General features: G+C 57.0%; 13 protein-coding genes, 1 tRNA gene and 1 pseudogene. 12 read left to right on the top strand and 3 right to left on the bottom strand.

Features of this window, described 5'->3' with window-relative positions; genetic code table 11:
- Positions 1-106 precede the first annotated feature (106 nt).
- The 5 genes from OIM11_08480 to OIM11_08460 all read left to right on the top strand — a co-directional run bounded on the left by OIM11_08480 (position 107) and on the right by OIM11_08460 (position 9,611).
- Positions 107-1,588, top strand: a complete 1,482-nt coding sequence (locus OIM11_08480; GenBank protein HJJ01157.1) for an amidase — start codon at positions 107-109, stop codon at positions 1,586-1,588.
- 63 nt (positions 1,589-1,651) lie between these two features.
- Entirely contained in the window at positions 1,652-4,264 is a 2,613-nt protein-coding gene (locus OIM11_08475) for a molybdopterin-dependent oxidoreductase (GenBank protein ID HJJ01156.1), read from the top strand.
- 44 nt (positions 4,265-4,308) lie between these two features.
- Positions 4,309-5,040, top strand: a complete 732-nt coding sequence (locus OIM11_08470; GenBank protein ID HJJ01155.1) for a carboxypeptidase regulatory-like domain-containing protein — start codon at positions 4,309-4,311, stop codon at positions 5,038-5,040.
- Positions 5,041-5,157: 117 nt separating this feature from the next.
- Positions 5,158-6,657, top strand: coding sequence for an amidase (locus OIM11_08465; protein ID HJJ01154.1), 1,500 nt, complete (start codon positions 5,158-5,160; stop codon positions 6,655-6,657).
- Between the two features lie 278 nt (positions 6,658-6,935).
- Positions 6,936-9,611, top strand: coding sequence for a molybdopterin-dependent oxidoreductase (locus OIM11_08460; protein HJJ01153.1), 2,676 nt, complete (start codon positions 6,936-6,938; stop codon positions 9,609-9,611).
- Between the two features lie 331 nt (positions 9,612-9,942).
- On the opposite strand, the gene OIM11_08455 is transcribed toward OIM11_08460, so the two are convergent.
- Both OIM11_08455 and OIM11_08450 read right to left on the bottom strand, forming a co-directional pair.
- A complete protein-coding gene (locus OIM11_08455) occupies positions 9,943-10,623 on the bottom strand; it encodes a DUF3800 domain-containing protein (GenBank protein HJJ01152.1) in 681 nt (226 codons plus the stop codon).
- A gap of 501 nt (positions 10,624-11,124) precedes the next feature.
- Complete coding sequence (locus OIM11_08450; protein ID HJJ01151.1) at positions 11,125-12,570, bottom strand: MFS transporter; 1,446 nt, start codon at positions 12,568-12,570, stop codon at positions 11,125-11,127.
- A gap of 1,975 nt (positions 12,571-14,545) precedes the next feature.
- Between OIM11_08450 and OIM11_08445 the strand changes: the two are divergent.
- The 6 genes and pseudogenes from OIM11_08445 (at position 14,546) to clpX (ending at position 22,355) form a co-directional block, all read left to right on the top strand.
- Positions 14,546-15,199, top strand: a pseudogene (locus OIM11_08445) (hypothetical protein).
- 555 nt (positions 15,200-15,754) lie between these two features.
- On the top strand, positions 15,755-15,994 hold the full coding sequence (locus tag OIM11_08440; protein ID HJJ01150.1) for a helix-turn-helix transcriptional regulator: 240 nt from the start codon (positions 15,755-15,757) through the stop codon (positions 15,992-15,994).
- 219 nt (positions 15,995-16,213) lie between these two features.
- A complete protein-coding gene (locus OIM11_08435; GenBank protein HJJ01149.1) occupies positions 16,214-17,101 on the top strand; it encodes a DegV family protein in 888 nt (295 codons plus the stop codon).
- A gap of 3 nt (positions 17,102-17,104) precedes the next feature.
- Entirely contained in the window at positions 17,105-18,901 is a 1,797-nt protein-coding gene (locus OIM11_08430; protein HJJ01148.1) for an ATP-binding cassette domain-containing protein, read from the top strand.
- 454 nt (positions 18,902-19,355) lie between these two features.
- Positions 19,356-20,669 carry an LCP family protein gene (locus tag OIM11_08425; GenBank protein HJJ01147.1) on the top strand — a complete coding sequence of 438 codons (1,314 nt, stop codon included), beginning with the start codon at positions 19,356-19,358 and terminating at the stop codon, positions 20,667-20,669.
- A gap of 156 nt (positions 20,670-20,825) precedes the next feature.
- On the top strand, positions 20,826-22,355 hold the full coding sequence (clpX, locus tag OIM11_08420) for an ATP-dependent Clp protease ATP-binding subunit ClpX (GenBank protein ID HJJ01146.1): 1,530 nt from the start codon (positions 20,826-20,828) through the stop codon (positions 22,353-22,355).
- A gap of 23 nt (positions 22,356-22,378) precedes the next feature.
- Here the strand turns inward: clpX and OIM11_08415 are convergent, their stop codons facing one another.
- Complete coding sequence (locus OIM11_08415; GenBank protein HJJ01145.1) at positions 22,379-23,149, bottom strand: HAD-IIB family hydrolase; 771 nt, start codon at positions 23,147-23,149, stop codon at positions 22,379-22,381.
- Positions 23,150-23,233: 84 nt separating this feature from the next.
- Between OIM11_08415 and OIM11_08410 the strand changes: the two genes are divergently transcribed.
- Positions 23,234-23,309: transfer RNA gene (locus OIM11_08410), tRNA-Lys, on the top strand.
- Positions 23,310-23,378: the final 69 nt, after the last annotated feature.

The raw sequence follows: 23,378 nt of genomic DNA, 5'->3' as shown, positions 1-23,378 counted from the left end.
GTAACACTGTTGTTTGTCAGTTCGTAATCAGTGAAAAGACTTCGACCCCTAACGTGTTCCTAGTTGATCATGCTAGGGGTCGAGCGTGTTTAGGAGAAGATCGAAAATGATTACTGACGATTACCTGAGCGCTGTCGACCTGGCGTCAGATATCAGAGACAAGAAGGTCGCCCCTTCAGAAGTTGTCGAAGAGACCATTAATGCCATCAATGAGCGCAACTCATCCATCAACGCCTTTGTCTACACAAACTTTGATGAAGCTCGCGAAAAAGCCAAGGAAGAAGATGAGAAGCTTGCCAACGGCGAGGCAAAGGGAGCGTTCTTTGGCATTCCGACTGCTGCGAAGGACTTCATTCCCGGCATACCAGGATGGCCGGGAACCTCCGGCGGCATCAAGGCGCTCTCCCACATGATCGACGATCATTGGGGAAGCTACACGGGCGCGATGAACGACGAGGGCGCCATCATGGTCGGCAAGACGAACTCGCCATCTCTCGCGTTTCGTGGCACGTGTGACAATAAGATGTTCGGTCCCACGAGCACCCCGTTCAAGCCCGGATACAACTCCGGCGGTTCCTCCGGCGGCTCGGCAGCCGCGGTCGGTGACGGCATCCTGCTCATCGCCGAAGGCACCGATGGAGGCGGATCCATTCGCATTCCGGCCGCCTGGTGTGGTTGTTACGGATTCAAAGCGGGCAACGGCGTCATTGGAGGAGCGCCGAGGCCGAACGCCTACGGCACCTGTCATCCATACTGCTGGGACGGAACAATTTCCCGTTCGGTCAAAGACGCTGCCTACGCCCTGCAGGCGATGGCGGGCTATGATCCCTTCGATCCCAACAGCATCGACTTTGGCGATCGCGATTACATTGCGGCGTTGGAGAAGCCAGTGAAGGGCATGCGCATCGGTTTCACGCCAGACTTCGGCATCTTCCCGGTCGAACCGGAGATCGCCGCCATGTGCGAGGCTGCCGCGGCGAAGTTCGAGGATGCCGGCGCCATCGTCGAGCCCGTGAGCTTCGACTTCAAGCGCTCCGCCTTCGAGCTTGCCGAGGCATGGGACCGCATGATCACCATTTCGGGCGGTCTGGGTACCATAGAGGAAATCAAGGCCGGCGGCATCGACCTCTTGCGCGACCATGCGGACGACCTGCCCGATGAGCTCATCTACTGGGTTGAGGATGCCTACAAGCGCGGGTATGTCGATTTCCACGACGACGAGGTGATCCGTACCGAGGTCTTCGATCAGATCCAGGGGGCGTTCCAGAACTACGACCTCATCGTTTCGCCTACATGCGCGTGTCATCCCGTTAAGAACGACCCGAACTGGAATACTGTTGGGCCCAAGGAAATTTGCGGTGTTAAAACCGAGCCTCTCATTGGTTTTTGCCTCACCTTCTTCTGCAACTTCACAGGCAATCCCGCGGCATCCATCCCGGCCGGTCTCTCGAAGGACGGCTTCCCGGTTGGCCTGCAGCTCATCGGTAACCGTTACGGCGAGCTCGACCTGCTTGCGGCAAGCGCGGCCTACGAGCGCGTCAACCCATGGGCGGCAATCTACGAAGTCACGAAGAGCCGTACGTTTTAGAGATATATCCGGCACGTTCGTCCTCGCCGGCGGATGCGCCTTGTTCGAATGAAAGGACACATGATGTCTGGAAAGACCTCTGACAAATCAGTGATCAAGTGCATCGGTTTCTGCGGTTTTGGAATGGGTGCGAACATCACTGAGGTCGATGTGAAAGACGGGAAGGTTGCTCGCATCAGACCGTTACACTATGACCAGCTCTACAAGCCCGAAGATCTGAACTACTGGAAGATCGAGAAGAACGGGCATGTGCTGGAGCCAGGTATGGCAAGCTGTCCGCCGCCGCTGGCTACTGCATACAAGATGCGTGCCTACTCGAAGAACCGCATCCCGTATCCCCTGAAGCGCGTCGACTGGGATCCGAACGGCGAGCGCAATCCGCAGAACCGTGGTATCTCCAAGTACGAGCGCATCTCCTGGGACGATGCCTGTGACATCATCGCGGCCGAGATCAAGAGGATTCAGGACGAGTGCGGACCGTTCTCCATCTACGCACAGTCCGATGGTCACGGCGAGACCAAGACCGTGCATGCGGCCCATGGCTGCCAGACCAATCTCCTGGCGCTTACGGGTGGCTTTCTGAAGCAGGCTCGTCAGCCAGATAGCTGGGAAGGCTGGTACTGGGGTGCAAAGCATGTCTGGGGCATGGATCCCGTCGGCATGCAGACCATCACCAACAACGTCATCAAAGACATCGCCGAGCACACGGATGCCGTCTTCATGTGGGGCGCCGATCCCGAGACAACTCCGTGGGGCTGGGGTGGCCAGATGTCGAGCCTCATCTCGTATTGGTTCACCGACATCGGCGTCAAGCAGGTTTACGTGTGTCCCGATCTTAACTACGGCGCGGCAATTCATGCCGACAAGTGGATTCCCGTTCTGCCCAATACCGACGTTGCCCTGCAGCTTGCAATTGCCCATGTATGGCTGACCGAGGACACGTACGAAAAGGACTACATTGCCACGCACTCCGTGGGCTTCGACAAGTTCGTCGACTACGTCATGGGTCGCGGCGAAGACGGCATCGAGAAGACGCCGGCCTGGGCGGCCGAGAAGTGCGGCGTGCCCGACTACCGCATCAAGGCGTTGGCTCGCTACTGGGCGAGCAAGAAGGTCTCCGTTGCCCACTGCAACGGCGGCGGCTACATTCGCGCTGCCTTCTCGCACGAGCCCGCTCGCATGGAAATCTACCTGCTGGGCATGCGTGGTGTTGGTCAGCCGGGTGTCAACCAGTTCCAGATGATCGAGTGGCAGCTCATGGACATGCCCACGTGGAACCCGCTGCCCAGCTGCTCGGTGCTCCCGAGTGTCGAGGGTGCCTATCGTGGTGCGACCATGGACCTGTCCGAGCCGTTCATCCCCAAGACGCTCATCCCCAAGGCCATCACCGAAAAGAAGCTCGAATGGCACGGCCATGTCATTGCCGGCATCGCCACCGTCGATCAGTTCATTCCGTTTGAGTGGGAGCCGGAAGAGGGCAAGGGCGTGCGCATGATCTGGTCGGATGCTCCGTGCTGGTCGAATTGCTGGCAAGGCGGCAACGTCTTCCAGGAGGCCATGCGTGATCCCGAGCTCGACTTCATCTTGGTGCAGCACCCCTGGTTCGAGAACGACACCAAGTTTGCCGACATCATCCTGCCCACCAACACGCTGTTCGAGACCGAGGACTTCAATGTCGACGTGCGCAGCGGACAGTGGAATGCCATTGCGTACGAGGGCCAGGCAATCGACCCCATTGGCGATACGCGCAGCGATTACGAGGCCGTATGCTCGGTTGCCAAGGCGCTCGAGAAATTCGGCGGCAATTACGAGAACCTGTACGAGCGCTATACCCAGGGACGCGATGTCATGGGTTGGATCGAGAAGGGCTTCCGCGAGTCCGGTATCGAAGATGGCGAGCACGCCGACTTCGAGCAGTTCAAGGAGGACCGCTTCAAGCTCTTCCCGACGCGCGAGGACTGGGAGGACATGCCGCATGGCCTCATAGGCTTCTACGAAGATCCCGTGGGGCATCCGCTCTCCACGCCGTCCGGGCTGATCGAGTACTACTCCGAATCGCTGGCGCAGGTCTTTCCCGATGACACGGCACGAGGCCCCATCGCGCGCTGGATCGAGGAGCCACTTGACGGCCATGATGACCGCCTTTCCAGCCCGCGTGCGAAGGACTACCCGTTCCTACTCGTCACCAACCATCCGCGTTGGCGCGTGCACGCCAATCATGACGACATCCCCTGGTTCCACGAGCTTTCGACGGGCAAGGTCACGGGTCCCGATGGCTACCTGTACGAGCCGCTGTACGTGAATCCCATCGATGCCGAGAAGCTCGGGCTCGAAGACGGCGACATCGCCGCACTCTATAACGAGCGGGGCACCGTGCTCGGAGGCGTCATCATATCCGAGCGCATCATGCCCGGCTGCGTCTCCCAGGATCATGGCGCTCGCGAGGACGAGATCGAGACTGGCGTTGGCGGCCTGGACCGCGGCGGTGCGAACAATCTGATATGCCCGTCTGCGACGACATCCAAGAACTGCGCCGGTGAGGTGACCAACAGCTACCTCGTTGGCGTGAAGAAAGTCGATGTCATCGAAATGGCCAAGGAGCGTCCGGAGGAGTGGGGCCGCGCATACGATCCCGACTTCGGCCAGATTCCCGATAGCTGGATTGTGGAGGGCTAAGAATGAAAGCATTTGTTATTGATGTTGCCAGGTGCAATGGTTGCATGAATTGCCAGATCGCCTGCAAGGACGAACACTGCGGGACAGATTGGCTGCCCTATGCCGCCGAGCAACCCCTGACCGGACAGTTCTGGTGCAAGGTCGAGGAGAAGGTGCGTGGTAGCGTTCCCAAGACGCGCATCACCTACGTTCCTCACATCGGCGGCCAGAGCGACGCACTCGCCGCAGCGGCAGGTGACGCCGTCGTGGAGCGCCCCGACGGACTCATGTACCTCGATCCCGAAAAGGCAAAGGGACGTAAGGACCTTTGCGAGTTCGAGGACGTGTACTGGAACGAGGCGCTCCAGATTCCGCAGACCTGCACGGGCTGCGCGCATCTTCTTGACGATGGCTGGGAGGTTCCGCGTTGCGTGGACTCCTGCCCCACCAAAGCACTGCGCTTTGGCGATGTCGCGGACCTCGATCTCGAGGGCGCCGAGCAGCTCGTCGAAGGCTCTCGCATTTGGTATCGCAACCTGCCCAAGCGCTTCGTGACCGGTTGCGTCGTCGACTTTGACGCTCGCGAGGTTGTCATCGGTGCCGATGTGAAGCTCGTGAGCGCGAGTGGCAACACGGTTGCCGAGCAGAAGACCGACGAGTTTGGCGACTTCATGTTCGATCAGGTCGATCCTGCCGCCTACCAAATCGTCTATCAGGTTCCCGGTAAGGATGCCAAGACCTATGACGCTGATGCGAGCGAGCTCGACGTGAACATCGGCGACGTGCCCGCAGCGTAAGTTTCGCTGCTATGTTCCATGGAGGGGCACGGAGCGCATCGCTTTGTGCCCCTTTTTGTCGTAACCAGACAAATGCGCAGGCCGTTTGTCTGGTTTTGAGGAGCAGAGGAGATTTCTATGATTAGCGACGAGTACGTAAGCGCGGTCGATTTGGCCGCCGACATCAAGGATATGAAGGTGTCTCCCTCGGAGGTAATCGAGGAGACCATCAAGGCGATTGACGAGCGTAATCCATCCATCAATGCCTTCGTATACACCAATTATGATGAAGCGCGTGCCAAGGCGCGGGAGGAAGACGATAAGCTGACTCGAGGCGAGGCTCATGGTGCTTTCTTTGGCATACCGACCGCCGCGAAGGACTTCATTCCCGGCATACCGGGATGGCCGGGAACGACTGGCGGCGTTAAGGCGCTCTCCCACATGATCGACGACCATTGGGGAAGCTACACGGGCGCGATGAACGACGAGGGTGCCATCATGATCGGCAAGACCAACGCTCCGTCATTCGCGTTTCGCGGAACAACCGACAATAAGATGTTCGGTCCCACGAGCACCCCGTTCAAGCCCGGATACAACTCCGGCGGTTCCTCCGGTGGCTCGGCAGCCGCGGTCGGTGACGGCATCCTGCTCATCGCCGAAGGGTCTGACGGAGGCGGATCCATACGTATCCCATCTGCCTGGTGCGGATGCTATGGTTTCAAACCTGGAAATGGCACGGTGGGCGGAGCACCGAGGCCGAACGCCTACGGCACCTGTCATCCGTACTGTTTCCCGGGCAGCATATCGCGTGGCGTAAAGGATGCCGCGTATGCCCTGCAGGCGATGGCGGGCTACGACCCCTTCGATCCCAACAGCATCGACTTCGGCGATCGCGATTATGTTGCCGCCCTCGACAAACCGATCAACGGCATGCGCGTCGGTTTCACGCCTGACTTCGGCATCTTCCCGGTCGAACCGGAGATCGCCGCCATGTGCGAGGCTGCTGCGGCGAAGTTCGAGGATGCCGGTGCCATCGTCGAGCCCGTGAGCTTCGACTTCAAGCGCTCAGCCTTCGAGCTTGCCGAGTCGTGGTGCCGCATGATTACCATTTCGGGCGGTCTTGGCTCTGTCGAGGAGATCAAGGCGATGGGCATAGATCTTTTGCGTGATCACGCAGACGATCTACCCGACGAGTTCATCTGGTGGGTCGAAGACTCGTATAAACGCGGGTATGTCGATTTCCACGACGACGAGGTGATCCGCACGGAGGTCTTCGACCAGATCCAGGGGGCGTTCCAGGATTATGACCTTATCGTCTCACCGACGACCGCATGTCATCCGGTTAAGAATGATCCTAATCGCAATACCCTGGGTCCCGCAAAGATTTGCGGTGTGAAAAGTGACCCGCTTTGCGGATTTGGACTCACATTCTTCTGCAACTTCACGGGCAATCCCGCGGCATCCATCCCGGCTGGCCTCTCGAAGGAGGGCTTCCCGGTTGGCCTGCAGCTCATAGGCAATCGCTATGGCGAGATCGATCTGCTTGCGGCAAGCGCAGCCTATGAGCGCGTCAATCCGTGGCGTGACATATACGAGGCTACGGAACGGCGAAGCCTAGACATCCCTGCATCTGCGTAAGGTGACTTGCGCCAATTAAATATGGATCGAAACCGAGGAGGGATTGGAGTGTCCAATTCCTCCTTTTGTGTCATGATCGTTACCCATGTGCATTACCCCTCAATACTACCCATTTACTTACGTTATATAAGGCGTTTTACCCCCTTCCATACAGCTTTAACCTTCACTTTGAGATGCCCAGTGGCACGCATGTTGGTTCTGCATCACCTCGCCTAACTTCTGTGGATGCCTTTTGCAATGCGACTGGGAAAAGCGTGATAAGAGAAGGGAAGTATGCTATGTCCGAAACACCATCAATGGCTGGTGTGCCCAATAACACCGTGGACGAAAATGGTGTGCGATGGCGTCGTACTCGTTGCCACTTCTGCCACATGAACTGCAGCATCTATGCCGGTGTCGACACGAAGACCGGCAGGCTCGTGGAGCTCAGGGGCGATGACGCGGAGGGCTCCGTGCTCTGCAACCGCCTGGGCGAGAAGGGCGAGCGCGCAATCAAGTTCCATTATCACCCCAAGCGCATCAATCATCCGCTCAAGCGTGTTGGCGAGCGTGGCGAGGACAAGTGGGAGCAGATCTCCTACGATCAGGCCATCAAGGAAATCGCCGAGAAGCTCCAGGCGCTCATTGACGAATATGGTCCTGAGACGCTCGTCGCCTCCGAAGGCACCTACCGCTCGGACCATCTGTGGGCGCGCAGCCGCTTCACCAACCTCTTGGGCAATCCCGGCAATGTCATCGATCCGGGTACCATCTGCTGGTGCTGGAACTACACGCTCAACATGGCCATGGTCGGATGGCCCGTCGAGTCCATGATGCCGGCATCCCCGCAGCAGTCGCACACGATTGTCAACTGGGGCAAGCGCTGCCAGGAGTCCTATGCACCCCAGGCGCCCCTCTGGCGCGTCATTTCGGGACGCACGACGGTCAACGAGCCCGATCCCGCGCAGCTCATCGTCGTGGATCCCGTCTGCATCACCGAGTCCGGGCAGGCCGACGAGTGGCTGCAGCCCTATCCCAACACCGATTGCCTGGTGTGCCTTGCCTGGGTGCACTACGTCATTCGCGAGAAGCTCTATGACGAGGACTTCCTGAAGTACTGGTCCAACGCCGTGTTCCTCTTCCGCACCGATACGAACAAGCTGCTGCGTGCGAGCGATGTCGAGGAGGGTGGCAAGCACGAGGACTTCGTCGTGTGGGACGGCGAAACGGGCGCACCCCTGTGCTGGTGCTCCGACGAGAATCGCTACTACACTCCCACCGAGGACACCGTCGTGGACGCTCAGCTCTACGGAACCTACACCGTCACGCTCAAGGACGGTTCCACGGTCGAGTGCAAGACCGTCTTCGACGCCATTGCCGATCGCATGCAGGAGTACACGCCCGAGCGTGCCTCCAAGGTTTCCGGCGTGCCCGTCCGCAAGATTGAGGCAGCTGCCCATCTCTACGCTACCAATGGTCCGGCTTGCATCATCTGGGGTCTCGGTGGCGGCGACCAGCATGGCAATAACGCCTCGAGTTTCGGAATCGCCAAGACCATCCTGCGCATCCTGTGCGGCAACATCGATAACCCCGGTGGCGAGTTCGTCGGCATGCCCTGCGATCCCAACGCCGTGGGCAAGGAGAAGACCTATCCGGTGCGTAACGCCGAGTTCGAGCTCTCCGAGCTGCAGGACCCCGCGAACCAGGACAAGTTCATCGGTAACGACCGCTTCCGCGTCATGTCGTGGAAGGGCTTCAAGATGATCGACAAGAACTATCGCAAGATGTTCGGCGTGCCGCGTCCGATGCTGCACCAGATGCTCTGCTCGCCGTCGCTTGTCATGGATGCCATGATCGATGGAGATCCGTATCCCATCAAGGCGATGATCTGCTGGGAATCCAATCCGCTTGCCTGGGCGCCCAACACCAAGAAGATGTACAAGGCCCTCAAGAACCTCGACCTGCTCGTCTCCGTCGAGTACTGGAAGACGCCGACCGCGGCACTGGCCGACTACATCATGCCCGCTTGCGACTGGATGGAGCGTCCGCTGTGCACCACGTCCGAGGACTCCATGGACTTCATTACCGTCGGTGACCGCGGTGTCGAGCCTTACGAGGAGCGCCGCGTGGATTATGACTTCTTCCGTGCGCTGGGTTGCGCCATGGGCCAGGAGAAGGACTGGCCGTGGGAGACCTACGAGCAGGCGATCGAGTACACGGTCGAGCGCGTCCCGGATCTGGATTACGAGAAGGCCGTCAACATGGGCACGTACTTCCCGTATCCCACGGAGTACTACAAGTACGCCAAGCGCCTCGACAATGGCCAGATCATGGGATTCGCGACCAACTCGCGCAAGGCCGAGATCTACGCCTCCGTGCTCGAGGACCTCGACTACGATCCCATCCCCGTCTATCGCGAGCCGGAGTCTCCGCTCGGCAATCCCGAAATGGCCAAGGAGTATCCGTTCCGCATGACGATTTCGGGTCGCGTGAGCCCGCTGTATCACTCCGAGTTCCGCACGCCGGGACATGGCACGCGCACGGTCGAGCCGTATCCCTACACCTGGATGCACTTCAATGATGGACGCAAGCTGCACATCAAGGAAGGCGACTGGATCTGGATCGAGACGCCGATGGGTCGTATCCGCCAGAAGGCACATCTGGGATGGGACATCCCCGAGGGTGTCGTCCAGGTACCGCCGAGCTGGTGGTATCCCGAGCTTCCCGCCGAGGAGCCATGGAGCCAGGGCGTGTTCGACGCAGCCGGCAACGTGCTCGTCGATGACGATCCGGACAAGGCCGACCAGATGACGGCTACTTGGTGCACGCGTGGTCTGCTTTGCAAGATTTATCCTTGCATCGATCCAACTGATGGCACGGATGATGCGATTCCCATCGACCAATACGATGGCAAGCATGACACCGTGTGGGACAAGGCCTATGCGAACCTTTCCAACTGGGAGCTCAAGAAGTAGTTGATTCCCTCCCCATTAGGAGGCGTCCTTTCCCAAGGGCGCCTCCTTTTTGTCTATTGAAAGGAGCGATGATGGGAGCATATGGGCCTCCTCCGGGTTTCTACCAGAATCATCCTCATGTCATGATTAGCGAGGACTATTGCGTGGGATGCATGAACTGCATCAAGGCATGTCCCAGGGATGACGTCTTACGTGCCAAAAAGGAGGACGATAAGTTCAAGGTATGGGTATTAAATCCCGGCAACTGTTCTGGATGTGGAAGGTGCATCAATACGTGCCTGACGCACTGCATAAGTATTATCCTTGCTTGACCACAGACAGGTGTGCGGGATTAGTGAAACCTTTTCTGCTCGAATCTTCTGAAGTACGTTTTCTTAAGCCTCTTCGCGTTTATGAAGAAGTCTTTCTCAGATGAGCTAATTGATTTGTTTATGCTCTTAAGGCGAACGAGCTCTAAAGTACAAGCGAGATCAGCGACTTGGAATAATCTGTACTTACTGGGCTGCACGATGGAGAACTCAACATTAGACATATTTGCACTAAAGATGATCTTTAATGTTCGAGTCACCTCTTTTTGTCCTTTGTCATAGTAGACGACGACTCGATCGTAGCTCTGGAAGAACTCGAGGTTCTCTCGTAGAAACTCACCCATAACCTTGGCAAGACGCTCTGCCAGATCATCCCCAGATCCGAACTTGTTTTTCTCAACTACAAATGTCTGGAATGAGATATCGCAATGGTTGAAGAAGGAGAACAACGTATCAAAAAGTTTTCTTCTATCCTCCATTGAGATGTTAGCGAACTCGGATTCGCGACGTATTAGTGGTGCTGTGTGTATGGCTGTATTCGGATTGAATCCTAGGTATAAAACTTTGTTTTCGATTAATTTAGTTTCATCGTCTATTGCAGATGACTGATCGTGAAATACAAGAGCAACAATGTAATAAGGACAACGGTGGTCATATGGACCGAAGTCGCCGGATTCGTCGCAGAATATGCTTAGCTCTCGCACGATATCCTTTCTGTAGATATAAAAATGGCGGGGAAATGCTCCCCGCCTAAGGGTGGACCCGCTATTTGCGTGCCCAGAGTAGAATCTTTATACCATCCTGTTAGGGATTTCGCAATGTAAATACGACAGATGTTTACTCTTCATTGTAAAGCTACCAGCTAGTCGTTCAATTACCTTCAGCCTGAACGATGAACATGGAGTACCCGTTATTGATAACCGTTCCAGAATAGTCACCGATTTCATTTACCAGCAACTTGCTAGATGAACTCGAATGACATAGTGAAACGCGTCAATGGAATGGTTGTTTCCATCGGGAATTTCGTCAATCCAGTTGCCGTTGCGCAGACTCCATCAAGGTGAACTCGGCGAAGGTGGGCGAATACAAAGCACGAATAGGCAATTTGAAGCCCCCTATCATTTAGATAGGGGGCTTCGTTAATCTTGAAGAGCTTGTGCTAGGAGATTACTGCAGCGAGATAACCGCTAAAGAAAACCCATAGGCTACATAGCCTCATCGTGCGAGAGCTCAATGGCCTCTTCGATCTGCGGGTCCACTTCTTTGCCCTCGGCTTCCCTCAGGGATTTGATTGCCTTCTTGTCTGAGGTAACGCAGAAGAGAACGATGAGCGCGGCAACGACAGCCACGGGGCCTAGGACAAACACGGCGTTGCCATTCCATCCAAGTGCCTGTACGGACTGGCTTGCGACGACACCGAAAACCTGTGCAACGCAAGTGGTGAAGGCCATCGTTGCCAGTGCATAGTCTGTCTTCTTCGGGTCGGGACACAGCACGGGAACTATGGAGCGAGTGGCCATCGGAAGGACGCTGCCGCACATGCCGATAATAACCATGGTGATCCAGGGGCTGACCATGTCATTGGGATCATCCGTAAAGCCCACGGTAAACATCACGGCCGCAACCACGAGGTAGGCGATGACAGCGAAGGACTTACGTGCCTGCAGCTTGTCCGATAGGATTCCGGCAAAAGTACCCAATGCAATCGTTATCAACGCCAAAACCGTCGGGAGCAAGGATGCGTCAAAGACAGACAGTCCCTTCACCTCTTGCAAGAAGGTGGGATAAAGGCCGTTGATGTTGGATAGATAGACGAAGCACCAGCCAGTGAATGCGACCTGCATCATGATGGCTGCAAAGAAATGGTTCTTGACCGGCTTGCGTTTCTTCGTAGCATCGCCGTCGACAATCTCGTTTTCGGGCACGGCGGACATTTTCATGAAAATGAGGAGTCCGATTGTTGCGAGGATCTCCGCGATGGCGCAAGCCCACCAGGCCGAATGCCATCCAAATGCTTCGTACATAAGGGGAGTGATGACAAACGAGCATACGCTGCCCACGGGCATCCACAAAGACCAGACACCCATGACCAAGCCTAGCTTGTTCGTCGGGAAAAGACGGGGCAGCAGATTTGGTCCCTGCACCGAGAATAGACCGTAAGCCACACCTTCTATCGCGCGTGAAATCATGAAGATTTCTGCTGTCGGCGCTATGCAGCCGAGCAAGGTACCAACAATGGAGATTACGGCTGCAATCATGACCGACGCCTTCAGGCCGATGGTGCGCATGATCCATGCTGCCGGGTATGCAAGGATTAATCCAGCAATCGAGAAGCTGGTCATTACCATGCCGATGTCTCCTGCCGGAATGCTCAGGTCAGCAGCGATTTGCGGAAGCACCGACGATGCCTTGAACAAGCTGAACGAGCACATGAAGCCGAAGAAGAACAATGCCCAGAAGCAGATCCATCGTTCTTTGTCCATGAGCTGTCGGTCAAGCAAGCCATAGTTTTTTATGGTTGGATTTACACTCATAATAACCCTCTCTTTTGATGAGTCGTCCTTTCCGATGTTTTCGATGTTCAGAAAGTCCCTCCTCGTGTTTTGCGCAGGAGATAAACCCCAGACCGACGGTGTTAATCTCATGCGCATGCCGGCCTAAACCTCGCCATAGTTCCATTCAGCGGAACATATAGAGACTAAAGAGCGCGCCGGCTGATGAGCAGACTCTTTTCGTGGAAACTTAAGAGGTAATGGACGTGGATTAGCCGAAGGCTACTGTTTTCGTATGAGGGTTATATTTCGGGTGATTCGGAGGCGCTTTTCCGAAAGGCGGAAGCGCGATTCGAGAGTTCGGAAGACGCGCATGAAAGACAGGATTAGAAATAGTCCTTTCGGCTAATCTGTTTATATCACCCTAAAAATTACACCGGATAAGGTGTTTGTACCCATTCACGAACCCTGTAATTTATGTTTTGCGATTCTGGCATCCCCCCGCGGTGGAATCGTCGTTACCTTTATAAGCGCTGAGTTCCCCCACTCAGCGCGCATAGTTGGCACCGGTCTGTTCTGGGATCTCGCGCATTGAGCGATTGATTTTTCCCGCTCGGTCTAGAATGCATGAGAATCAGGCTCTTGCCAGCTCCTCTCCCTCCTCGATAAGGCGCCCAGGCTCTGCCCGGCGCCTTATCGTCTTATGGACAGTAAAAGAGAGGCAATGGAAAATGCGGAAGATGAGTTGGTCCCGGTGATAGTATCATCAGGACATTCAAGTGGGACTGATAGGTTTTTAAGGAATATGGCCATGAGTGAATTCCGCCTAAACAATCATCAGATAGTGCCTGCCAAGCTCGAAATTCCCTCGCCTCCTCCGGCTTTTATGAGACGCCCGGACGTCATGGACCATATATGTCGCCTCCTCGATCAGAAGGTGACCTTCATCGTGGCGCCATTGGGTTGTGGGAAAACCTGCGCGCTGGTCGAATGCGCAATGGCGTTGACGAGTCCAGGTGAAAACGGATGTGAGGCGGCACCTCGTGTTGGATGGCTCTCTGTAGATGAAAGAGATGGCGATCCCGAGCATTTCTGGAGCCATGTCTTTGCAGCATTATCCATTGCAGAGAATGACAGCAGCATCTTGGAGAACACCCTGCCGCTTCTTCAGGGTCATATCGACTTCGATTGCATTGATAGACTTGCAGCGTCGTTATTCGAATCCCAAAAGTTTGCGAATACTATCCTGATGCTTGATGGGATTGACCTCGCGCAGAACGAGGAAATCGACGAACAGCTGGTTCGTTTCATCACGTATTCACCCCGAGGGCTGCGCTTTTTGATTTCAGCCAGGAAGCTGTCTCAGAAGTTGGAGCATGGGGCATACAATCAGGGACAACTGCAACTGGGATATCATGATTTGTTTTTCTCGATGTCCGAAACGAAAAACGCCCTCGAAGCCGTTACCAATTCATATGTGATGGGGGGGGGGGCTTCGCAAGATAGCTCTCCTCTCCTGAGCGAGAGCACGGTGCATACCATATGGGACCTTTGCGAAGGCTGGCCGCAGGGAATAGTCCTTGCCATCCAAACCCTTGCCACGTGCATTCAAAGAGGGGCCGAATTCAAATTCACCGGTTTGAGCAGCTCCGTAAGACGCTATTTCTCATCTAACGTTTCGGGTTCCGTAAGTCCCGAGCTCATCGGCGTATATAAGGTGCTCTCCGTGTTCGAGCGCTTCAACGAGTCGCTTTTCCAGGTTGTTTTCGAGGATCAGGAAGCGGCAAGAGACAATTTTAGAGAGATCGTCACAAACGGAGATGTCCTAGTCGTTTCATGTGATGATGAGGACGAGTGGTACCGATTCAATCCATTGTTCGCGGATTGGATCAGGAGAAATCTACAGCCCAGTGATAAACACGGCATTCGCAGGGCCTGCCTTGCTGCAAGCGAGTGGTTCAATGGCAAGGGTTACACGGAAGAAGCCGCTAAATACGTATTGATGTATGTCGATTTCAAGTATGTCAGCAACGTGGTCGAGTCGACAAGCGGCTTGAAGTGTGGAATAGGCGATACCGATGCGTTCGTCTGGATTAATCAAATCCCTTCCTCCCGCTTCCCAAAATCACCCTTGATGAGCTTGTTGTCGGCATGGGCGTACAACGCTGTCGGACATGTGAAGGATGCAGAGGAATGGCTGGAATTCTTCAAAGGAGCCGCTGCGTCAAGTCCGAAGGTATCTGAAGAGGACACTGCCATCGCTGTCAAGCTATTGGAAGCCAAGCACATGGCAATGGCGGGAGACGGACAACTTGCACTCAAGATGAACGAGGAACTTCTTTTATCGGTACGTTCGACCGAGCATTCTCTTTCCAGCTTGCTCTATCAATCTATCGGAGAGGCAAACGCGCGATTGGGAAGGCTGAGAGTCGCCGAGGAGATGTTCCTGCAGGCGCAGGCATCGGCCAGCGTGGATAACACGGAACACCATCTGTATTTCAACATGTTCTCTTACGCCAAGGTGCGTTTCGATCTTGGGGATTTTGATGAGTGCGAGGCAACATGCAGGAAACTGATAGAAGCCTGCCCTCGGGAGCTCGTGTTCTATAACGGAGGGTTCGCGCTTCTCGCTCTGATACACATCGAGCGCGACCTTGTCGATGAGGCGTCTTTGGATATAAGGGGCGCCTTGGAGGGCGCTACTCCGTACAGAAACGTGAACATGTACCTTCTGTCAAAGGTGGCAGAGTCGACGTTGCTCGCAGCTAAGGGAAATCTTACGGGCGCGTATGAGGTCATCTCCGAGAGCGTAATATATGGTGAGCGGACCATCGTGCCGTTGAACTATCTTCTTACGGCGTATTTCAAGCAAAGTGAGCTTGCCGCCAAAAGGGGAAGCGAACGGGATCTTCAGGTTATCGAGCGAAAATTCAAGCTGCGCGATGCGCACGATAACAACCACAGGACCATGTTTCAGATGGTCGAAGGGAAACGCCTGCAGCAGCAGGGTGACCTGGAAGCAGCTGCAATAGCCTATTCTGCTGCCGTTGAGAGCGCGAAAAATGCCGGCGCGGCGTTTCTGGAAGCCAAAGCCATATCGTTCTTGCTGGCTTGTGGAGACAAGGGGAGTGCGCCGCATAGAGCGGCATTGCTGACTCGTCTCATCCATCTTGCGGATTCTCGTGGCTTCGTTCGCGTTTTGCTGAATGCCGGGGCACCCATGAGGGACATACTCAGGAAATACTCCTCCTCATCACACGCAAATGCGCATACGCGCCAATTCGTGAAGGGCATATTGGTGAAGTTCGAGCAGGAGATGCATAGTTTCCAGAATATTCAGGACATGCAGAATGCGAGCATAGAAAAGCTCGAATACCTGACCTCGAGAGAGCGTGAGGTTCTCGCTCTGCTGAATATGGGGATGTCGAGAAAGGAGATTGCCGACACGTTGAGCGTTAGCCTGAATACGGCCAAGAAGCATCTTTCGAACATATATGCCAAGCTTGGTGTTCGAAACAGGAATCAAGCGCTGGACTCGATATCCGCAGTCGCGGCTCCAGAGACGTCAAAAGAGGTCGAATGAGGCAGACACGATGCTTCTCAAGCATCGTGCACTGATGGGGATGCTGGGGTTTGGGATGCCAATGTGGGGAGCTTGACGTGAGTGTGGGTGACACTGCCCGCTCATGGTCGCAAGTTTGCACGACTCGTTCCGTTTTCCAGCTGGAAATGCTCCTTGTGATGCGGGAAAATACATAGATACGCGCAAAGTCCGTGCGCTGTAGGCCATAAGGAGGTTCCCTTGTCTGATTATGTCTTGAGCTGCGAGTCGACGGTTGACCTGACGCCCGAGAAGATCCAGGAGCTTGGTCTCGAATGCATCTTCTTCCACTTCTACATCGATGGCGTTGAATATGCAGATGACCTGGGACAGACGATTCCCTTCGACAAGTTTTACCAGGCGATGAAAGATGGTGCCGAGACCAAGACGGCGGCCATTGGCACGGGCGAGTATGAGAAGTTTTTCCGTGGCTTCTTCGAGCAGGGCAAAGACGTGCTGCATGTCTCGCTCTCCTCGGGTATCTCGGGCACGGTCGAGTCCGCTCGCATCGCTGCCGAGTCGCTTGCGGACGAGTTTCCCGATCGCAAGATTTACATCATCGACTCCCTTGCCGCGTCGAGTGGTTATGGCCTGCTTATGCAGGCGCTTTCCGAGAAACGAGCCGAAGGCATGAGCCTCGACGAGCTGAGCGAGTGGGCCGAGGCCCACAAGCTCCATGATTGGCACTGGTTCTTCTCCACGGATCTCACCTTCTATATCAAGGGCGGTCGCGTGAAGCCGTTGAGCGGCTTTGTGGGCTCGATGCTCGGCATTTGCCCGCTCCTCAACATGGATTCGCTCGGGCGCCTCATTCCGCGCGAGAAGATCCGCTCGAAGAAGAAGGTCATCAAGCGCATCGTCGAGAAGATGGAGCAGACCGCCGACAAGGGCCTCGATTATGACGGCCCCGTCTTCATCAGCGAAAGCGATTGCATGGAGGACGCGCGTGCGGTGGCGGATCTCGTCGAGGAGCGTTTCCCCAAAATGCGTGGCAAGGTCGAGATCTACAGCATCGGCACGACCATCGGTAGCCATACGGGACCGGGCACGGTCGCCCTCTTCTTCTGGGGCCACGAGCGGGGCCTATAGCGCATGGCATACCTCCTCGGCTGCGAGAACATCCAGCTCGAATACCCTACGGCGCGGATCTTCGACTCCCTGACGCTTGGCGTCAACTCGGGTGACCGCATCGGCATCGTCGGACGCAATGGCGATGGCAAGTCCACGTTGCTCAAGCTTCTGGCAGGCGAAGCCTCGCCCGATGACGGCCGTGTCGTGCGCACGGGCAACGTCACGGTTGGCATGCTCGCGCAAAAGGACGCGCTCGATGACGACGACGCCGTAGGACATGCCATCGTTGGCGATCGTCCCGAATACGAATGGGCGGGAGACGCACGTGTCCGCTCGATTCTCGCGCATCTCGTGAACGATCTCGATTGGAATGCGAAGATCGGCACGCTGTCGGGTGGGCAGCGCCGTCGCGTCGACCTGGCCCGCGTTCTCATCGGGGATTACGATGTGCTCATGATGGACGAGCCCACCAACCACCTGGACATCGAGGGCATCCACTGGCTGGCCGAACATCTCAAGACACGCTGGCGCGATAACGAGGGAGCGTTGCTTCTCGTCACGCACGATCGCTGGTTTCTCGATGAGGTCTGCCTCAACATGTGGGAGGTGCACGATTGCATCGTCACGCCCTTCGAGGGCGGCTATTCCGCGTACATCATGCAGCGCGTGGAGCGACAGCGTCAGGCGCGTGTCGCCGAAGCCAAGCGCAAGAACATCCTGAGACGCGAGCTTGCCTGGCTCGCTCGTGGCGCACCGGCACGCTCCACCAAGCCACGCTTTCGCGTCGAGGCAGCCGAAGCGCTCATCGCCGATGAGCCGCCGCTGCGCAAAAAGGTGGAGCTGCGTCGCACGGACATGTCGCGCCTGGGCAAGAAGGTCATCCATGTGCGCGACGCAAGCGTCGAGCTTGGCGGCAAGGAGATTATCAAACCACTCGAGTGGAACATCGGGGCAGGGGAGCGCATTGCGATTCTTGGTGCCAACGGCGCAGGAAAGACGACCCTGCTCAAGCTGCTCGAGGGCAAGATTCATCCCAATCGCGGTCGTGTCGAGATTGGCCAGACGGTGAAGTTCGCCGTGCTCACGCAGCAATTGAGCGAGCTTGACGAGCTTGGCGATGATCGCGTACGCGAAGTATGCAACCGCCACAAGATTTACGTCGAGATGGCTGACGGCAAGACCATGTCTCCCATGCAGCTGCTCGAGGAGCTGGGCTTCGAGGCAGACCAGCTCAGCTGCCCGGTGCGCGACCTGTCCGGCGGGCAGAAGCGCCGCCTGCAGCTCATGCTCATCCTGCTTGACCGCCCCAATGTGCTCATACTCGACGAGCCGGGTAACGACCTCGATACCGACATGCTCGCCCAGCTCGAGACCCTGCTTGATTCGTGGCCCGGCACGCTGCTCATCGTGAGCCATGACCGCTATCTGGTCGAGCGCGTCACCGATGACCAGTACGCCCTCATCGATGGCGAGCTCATCCATATGCCACGCGGCGTTGACGGGTATTTGGAGGAGATCGAGCGCAGGGAGCAGGCGAGCCAGGCAGCGGCACCCGCACCGTCCGCCTCTGCCGGCAGCGGCAAAGCGGCGCCCGTGCAGCGCGAGTTGCGCGAGCTGCGCAAGAAGCGCACCTCGACCGAGCGCAAGATGGGTAGCGTTCGCAGCAAGCTCGAGCGCGCCCGCGAGGAGCTGCTCGAGATGGATGGGACGGATTACATCGTCCTTGGCGAACAGCAGGCCAAGATTTCGCAGCTTGAATCCGAGCTTTCGGCGCTTGAGGACGCATGGCTCGACTACTCCGAGCAGCTGGGTGAATAGTCCTTCCATCAGCCGCTTCTGTGGACATTTTGCAACTTTAATAGGTTCCGTTTGGGATAAGTGCTAGGATACGGAGCCAAACATGCCCGGCATGGCTTTTCGCATGCGGGCTCGAACGTGTTCCCGATCAAACGAGGGGTTTATGGGAGAGGACCGCCGATCCAACCGGAACCGCGCCAACGGCAATAGAAACAGGTATGGCGCACGTGACAGTCGTCGCCCCGGGACAGGCAGAAGACCTCAACCTGGCGCTCAGCGAAGCGCTCGATACAGCGCCCAGCCGGGCAGTTCTCGTCATGCATCGCAAGAGCCCGTTCACGGTGACCCCCGCGAGGGGTCTCGCTCGAGGGCGCAGCACTCCAGCACACGTTCCAGCAGTCGCCAGGGTTCGCAGGCAGGCGTCCGCCGTTCACGGCATGCCTCCGCATCTGCGTACTCAAACGCGCATCGGCACGTGAGCGCGCAGAGCCAAGCGGATCAGGCGCGCGTGCAAGGTCATGCTGATGCGAGGCGACGTGGTCGCACGCAGGCGGTAGGTGCCACGGCGGATTATGCTCCCACCAAGTACGTGGGACGCAAGCGCGGCATGTCGCGGGGCAAGAAGATCGCCCTCGGCATTGTCATCGCGCTCGCCGTCATCCTCGCGTGTGGAGGCATTGCCGTCGGGCTGTGGTACAACAACATCGCCAACAACATCAAGGGCAACCAGGACATCACCAACCTCGCCGCTCCCGCGGCGGACGAGCCATACTACGTCCTCCTCATGGGCAGCGACGCCCGCGAGGGGTGGGAGCCTGTAGATGAGTACAACGATGGCGAGCGTTCGGATTCGATCATGGTTGCTCGTGTCGACGAGAAGGCGCAGAAGGTCAGCATCCTCTCCATACCCCGAGACCTGCGCGTCAAGATCGACGGCCATGGCTACGGCAAAATCAACTCCGTCATCGAGTACGGTGGCTATAACCTGCTCGTGAGTACGCTCAACAAGATGCTCGACATCAAAATCAACTATTACGCGATCGTCTATTTCCAGGGCTTCCTCGACTTGGTTGATACGCTCGGGGGCGTCACCGTCGAAGTTCCCGAGGGAACGGCTGACTACAACATGGACGAGAGCGAACCGGACATCATCCTTCCCGCGGGCGATGCGGTTCGTCTCAACGGCGAGCAGGCGCTCGTGCTCGCACGCTGCCGTCACGGATGGCCCATCGACCAAGGTGCCTACGCGATGGGCGATTATCAGCGCACGCTCAACCAGCGCAATCTCATCAAGGCCATTGCCAAGGAGGTACTCGCCCAGGACATCACCAGGATGCCCGCCCTCATCGAGAGCCTCTCCAAATGCGTCGAGACGAACATGAGCGTCGACAGGATCATCTCGCTTGCCATGAACATGAAGGGCATGGATGTCGAGTCAATGGAATCCGCCCAGCTGCCCATTGGCGCCTCTACCATCAATGGCGATTGGCAGGCGGTCATGTACCAGGATGTCTTCGCGGTGATGGACCAGAACTTCAAGGAGGGCAAGTCCCTGTTCGAGAATCTCGACAACTTCAATTCCGAGTTCAACGACGATAACGTGAACAGCAATTACGTCGATGGTCCCGTGTACGCGTACACCTCGTACTCGGCGCTTCACGGAAGTCCCTATACCGAGGGCTACACACCGCCCGCTTCGGCAAAGGTCACGCTTCAGGACAGCTCAAGCGGTGGATCGAAGTCGTCCTCGTCTTCGAGCTCGTCATCCAAGAAGTCGTCGAATAGCTAGCCATGCGAGAAACGGGACAGCCAGACAATCGTCGCCGGGCAACCCATCGGTAACGGTTCATTGTCCATCTTGGTAGTCGCAGGATAAATGGGGCAATATAGTCGCCATGTTTTCAATTGCGGGTGCACGCAAGCCGCACGATGAAGGGACCATTTCATGTCCGATACCACGACCGGCAACTCGAATAGGCGCTGCAGCTTCTGCGGCAAGACCGAAGAGGAAGCCGGCGGCGCGCTTGTGACGCTGCCTCCCAATACGCCCGTATGCCCCGCCTGCCTCGAGCGCGAGGTCAACAAGATGTCGCAGCTCTTTGGGTTTACCATGCCGGGACAGAACACCGATGACAACAAGCCCACGCGCACGACTACCGACGAGCAGGGCAACCAGATCGAGGAAGTCGACGGCGAGCCCGTCGATGGCGAGAACTCCAACGACAATGCCAACAATGGCCCCTTTGGCGGTTGGAGCCCCATTGGCTTTTTCACGGGCAGCGGCAGCGGCAGCCCCTTTGGCATGGGCGCGCCCGTGCAGCAGCCCAAGCGCAAGGAGGGCGAGCCCATCATGGCACCCGTCCCCAAGCCGCACGAGCTCAAGGCCCAGATCGACGAGTACGTCGTCGGACAGGAGCTCGCGAAGAAGATCGTGGCCGTGTCGACATACAACCACTACAAGCGCTATGACGCGACGCAAAAGAGCGATGTTCAGATCGACAAGAGCAACATCCTCATGCTCGGCCCCACGGGCACGGGCAAGACCTACATCATCAAGACGCTCGCCAATCTGCTCGATGTGCCGCTGGCCATCGCGGATGCGACCACGCTTACCCAGGCCGGTTACGTCGGCGATGACATCGAGAGCATCATCACCAAGCTCATCACCGCGGCCGAGGGCGATATCGAGCGTGCCGAGCATGGCATCGTCTACATTGACGAGATCGACAAGATCGCCAAGCGCAATGGCGGTCCAGAGGGCACGGGCGGTGGTCGTGATATCGGCGGCGAATCCGTCCAGCAGGGCCTGCTCAAGGTGCTTGAGGGCACGACGATGGAGGTGCCGCTTTCGGGTGGCATGAAGACGCCCTTCTCGCAGAACGCCACCATCGACACGAGCAATATCCTCTTCATCTGCGGTGGCGCCTTCCCCGGTCTGGACGACATCATCAAGAAGCGCCTCAACAAGAGCGCGGGCGTGGGCTTTGGCTCCGCCGTGCGCGAGAACTACGACGAGGACCGTGACATTCTCAAGAGCGTCAAGGTCGAAGACCTCAAGGAGTACGGTCTCATTCCGGAGTTCCTCGGTCGTCTGCCCATCCTGTGCACGATGGAGGCTCTCGACGAGCAGATGCTCTTCGATATTCTCGTCAAGCCGCATGATGCCATCATCAAGCAATATCAGGCTCTCATGGCCTTCGATGATGTTGAGCTCGAGTTTGACGAATCTGCCCTGCACGAGATTGCCCGCCTGGCTCTCGAGCAGGATACGGGTGCACGTGCCCTGCGTGCCATCATCGAGCGCTTCATGCTTGACATCATGTATGAGGTTCCCAAGGATGACACGATCGGCTCGGTGGTCATCACCGGCGATTACATCAGGGGCGAGGGTGCCCCGATCATTCGCCCACGCGGCCAGCAGGCACTACCCGATACGTCGGACAGTCTGCTCCCCGAGGCCGAAACGGTGGCTTAATCACGATAACTGGCGCGTGCTGGCTATTCTTCGATGAGCCCTAGCTTCACGCAGGCGTTCCAGATGCCGTTCTCGTCCACGCTGCTCGTCACGAGGTCGGCACGCTCCTTGAGCTCGGGTACGGCGTTGCCCATGGCGACGCTTGTCCATTCGGGACGAAACATGTCGACGTCGTTCGTACCGTCTCCAAAGACAATGACGTCTTCGATGGGTGCATCGAGCAACTTCATCATCTTTCGTATGCCGCGCGATTTGTCCGTTGGTTCGATGTAGATAAGCTCATCGGAATAGCGCGCCCAGGTCACGCCCGTAAAGTCGATGGCTTGCTCCTCGCCTCTCTTGCAAGGGACGAAGATCTTGTAGATGGGGTCAACCGTATCGATATCGAGTGCAGGATCGACGACGGGCGTGTAGTAGAGATGCGTGACGAGGCTCGCGTAGCGCTCGTCACGGGTCAAGCAGGTGCGCGCGTTCTCGCAGTTGACGGCCCAGGCCCACCCTTCATCATCGAGACGATGGGCGAAAGCCCGTGAGGGCTCGAGTGGCATGCCCTCGATGGAGATGAGCTTGCCATCGATGGTGACGGAGTTGCCGCCGTCGGCGACCATGGTATCGATGCCGCAAGGGGCAAGCACTTCAAGCGCATCCGATTGCAGGCGCCCTGTTGCGAGCGCGACGAAATGGCCGTTTTCGCGCAGCTTGTCGAGCGCGGCATGTGCGGAAGCGGGTACGGCGTCAAGCGAACGCGAGCGCAGAGTCCCGTCGTAATCGAAAAAGCAATATCTGCGTCGCATGACGTTCCTCCTCGTGGGGTCATTCGTATTTTCCGAAGACGCCACACTCCTGTCAATCTGCTAGAATGTCATGCGCTGCGCCGTGGACCGTTAGCTCAGTTGGTAGAGCAGGGGACTTTTAATCCCAAGGTCTAGGGTTCGAACCCCTAACGGTCCACCATCAAAGCGCAGGTCATCCTAAACATTGCGTGAAGCGCGGGTCGGGTGCGAAAGCAAGCTCGTAATCGCC

This window comes from Coriobacteriaceae bacterium (assembly GCA_025992705.1).
Classification (GTDB): domain Bacteria; phylum Actinomycetota; class Coriobacteriia; order Coriobacteriales; family QAMH01; genus QAMH01.
Note: the sequence above shows the minus strand (reverse complement) of the source record. Positions and strands in the feature narration are given on the sequence as shown.

Excerpts from the sequence above, each read along its gene's own strand:
- OIM11_08440 (HJJ01150.1), top strand. The coding sequence starts at position 15,755 with ATGCAGAATGCGAGCATAGAAAAGCTCGAATACCTGACCTCGAGAGAG.
- clpX (HJJ01146.1), top strand. The coding sequence starts at position 20,826 with ATGTCCGATACCACGACCGGCAACTCGAATAGGCGCTGCAGCTTCTGC.
- OIM11_08480 (HJJ01157.1), top strand. The coding sequence starts at position 107 with ATGATTACTGACGATTACCTGAGCGCTGTCGACCTGGCGTCAGATATC.
- OIM11_08465 (HJJ01154.1), top strand. The coding sequence starts at position 5,158 with ATGATTAGCGACGAGTACGTAAGCGCGGTCGATTTGGCCGCCGACATC.
- OIM11_08475 (HJJ01156.1), top strand. The coding sequence starts at position 1,652 with ATGTCTGGAAAGACCTCTGACAAATCAGTGATCAAGTGCATCGGTTTC.
- OIM11_08415 (HJJ01145.1), bottom strand. The coding sequence starts at position 23,149 with ATGCGACGCAGATATTGCTTTTTCGATTACGACGGGACTCTGCGCTCG.
- OIM11_08430 (HJJ01148.1), top strand. The coding sequence starts at position 17,105 with ATGGCATACCTCCTCGGCTGCGAGAACATCCAGCTCGAATACCCTACG.
- OIM11_08470 (HJJ01155.1), top strand. The coding sequence starts at position 4,309 with ATGAATTGCCAGATCGCCTGCAAGGACGAACACTGCGGGACAGATTGG.
- OIM11_08450 (HJJ01151.1), bottom strand. The coding sequence starts at position 12,570 with ATGCGCATGAGATTAACACCGTCGGTCTGGGGTTTATCTCCTGCGCAA.
- OIM11_08460 (HJJ01153.1), top strand. The coding sequence starts at position 6,936 with ATGTCCGAAACACCATCAATGGCTGGTGTGCCCAATAACACCGTGGAC.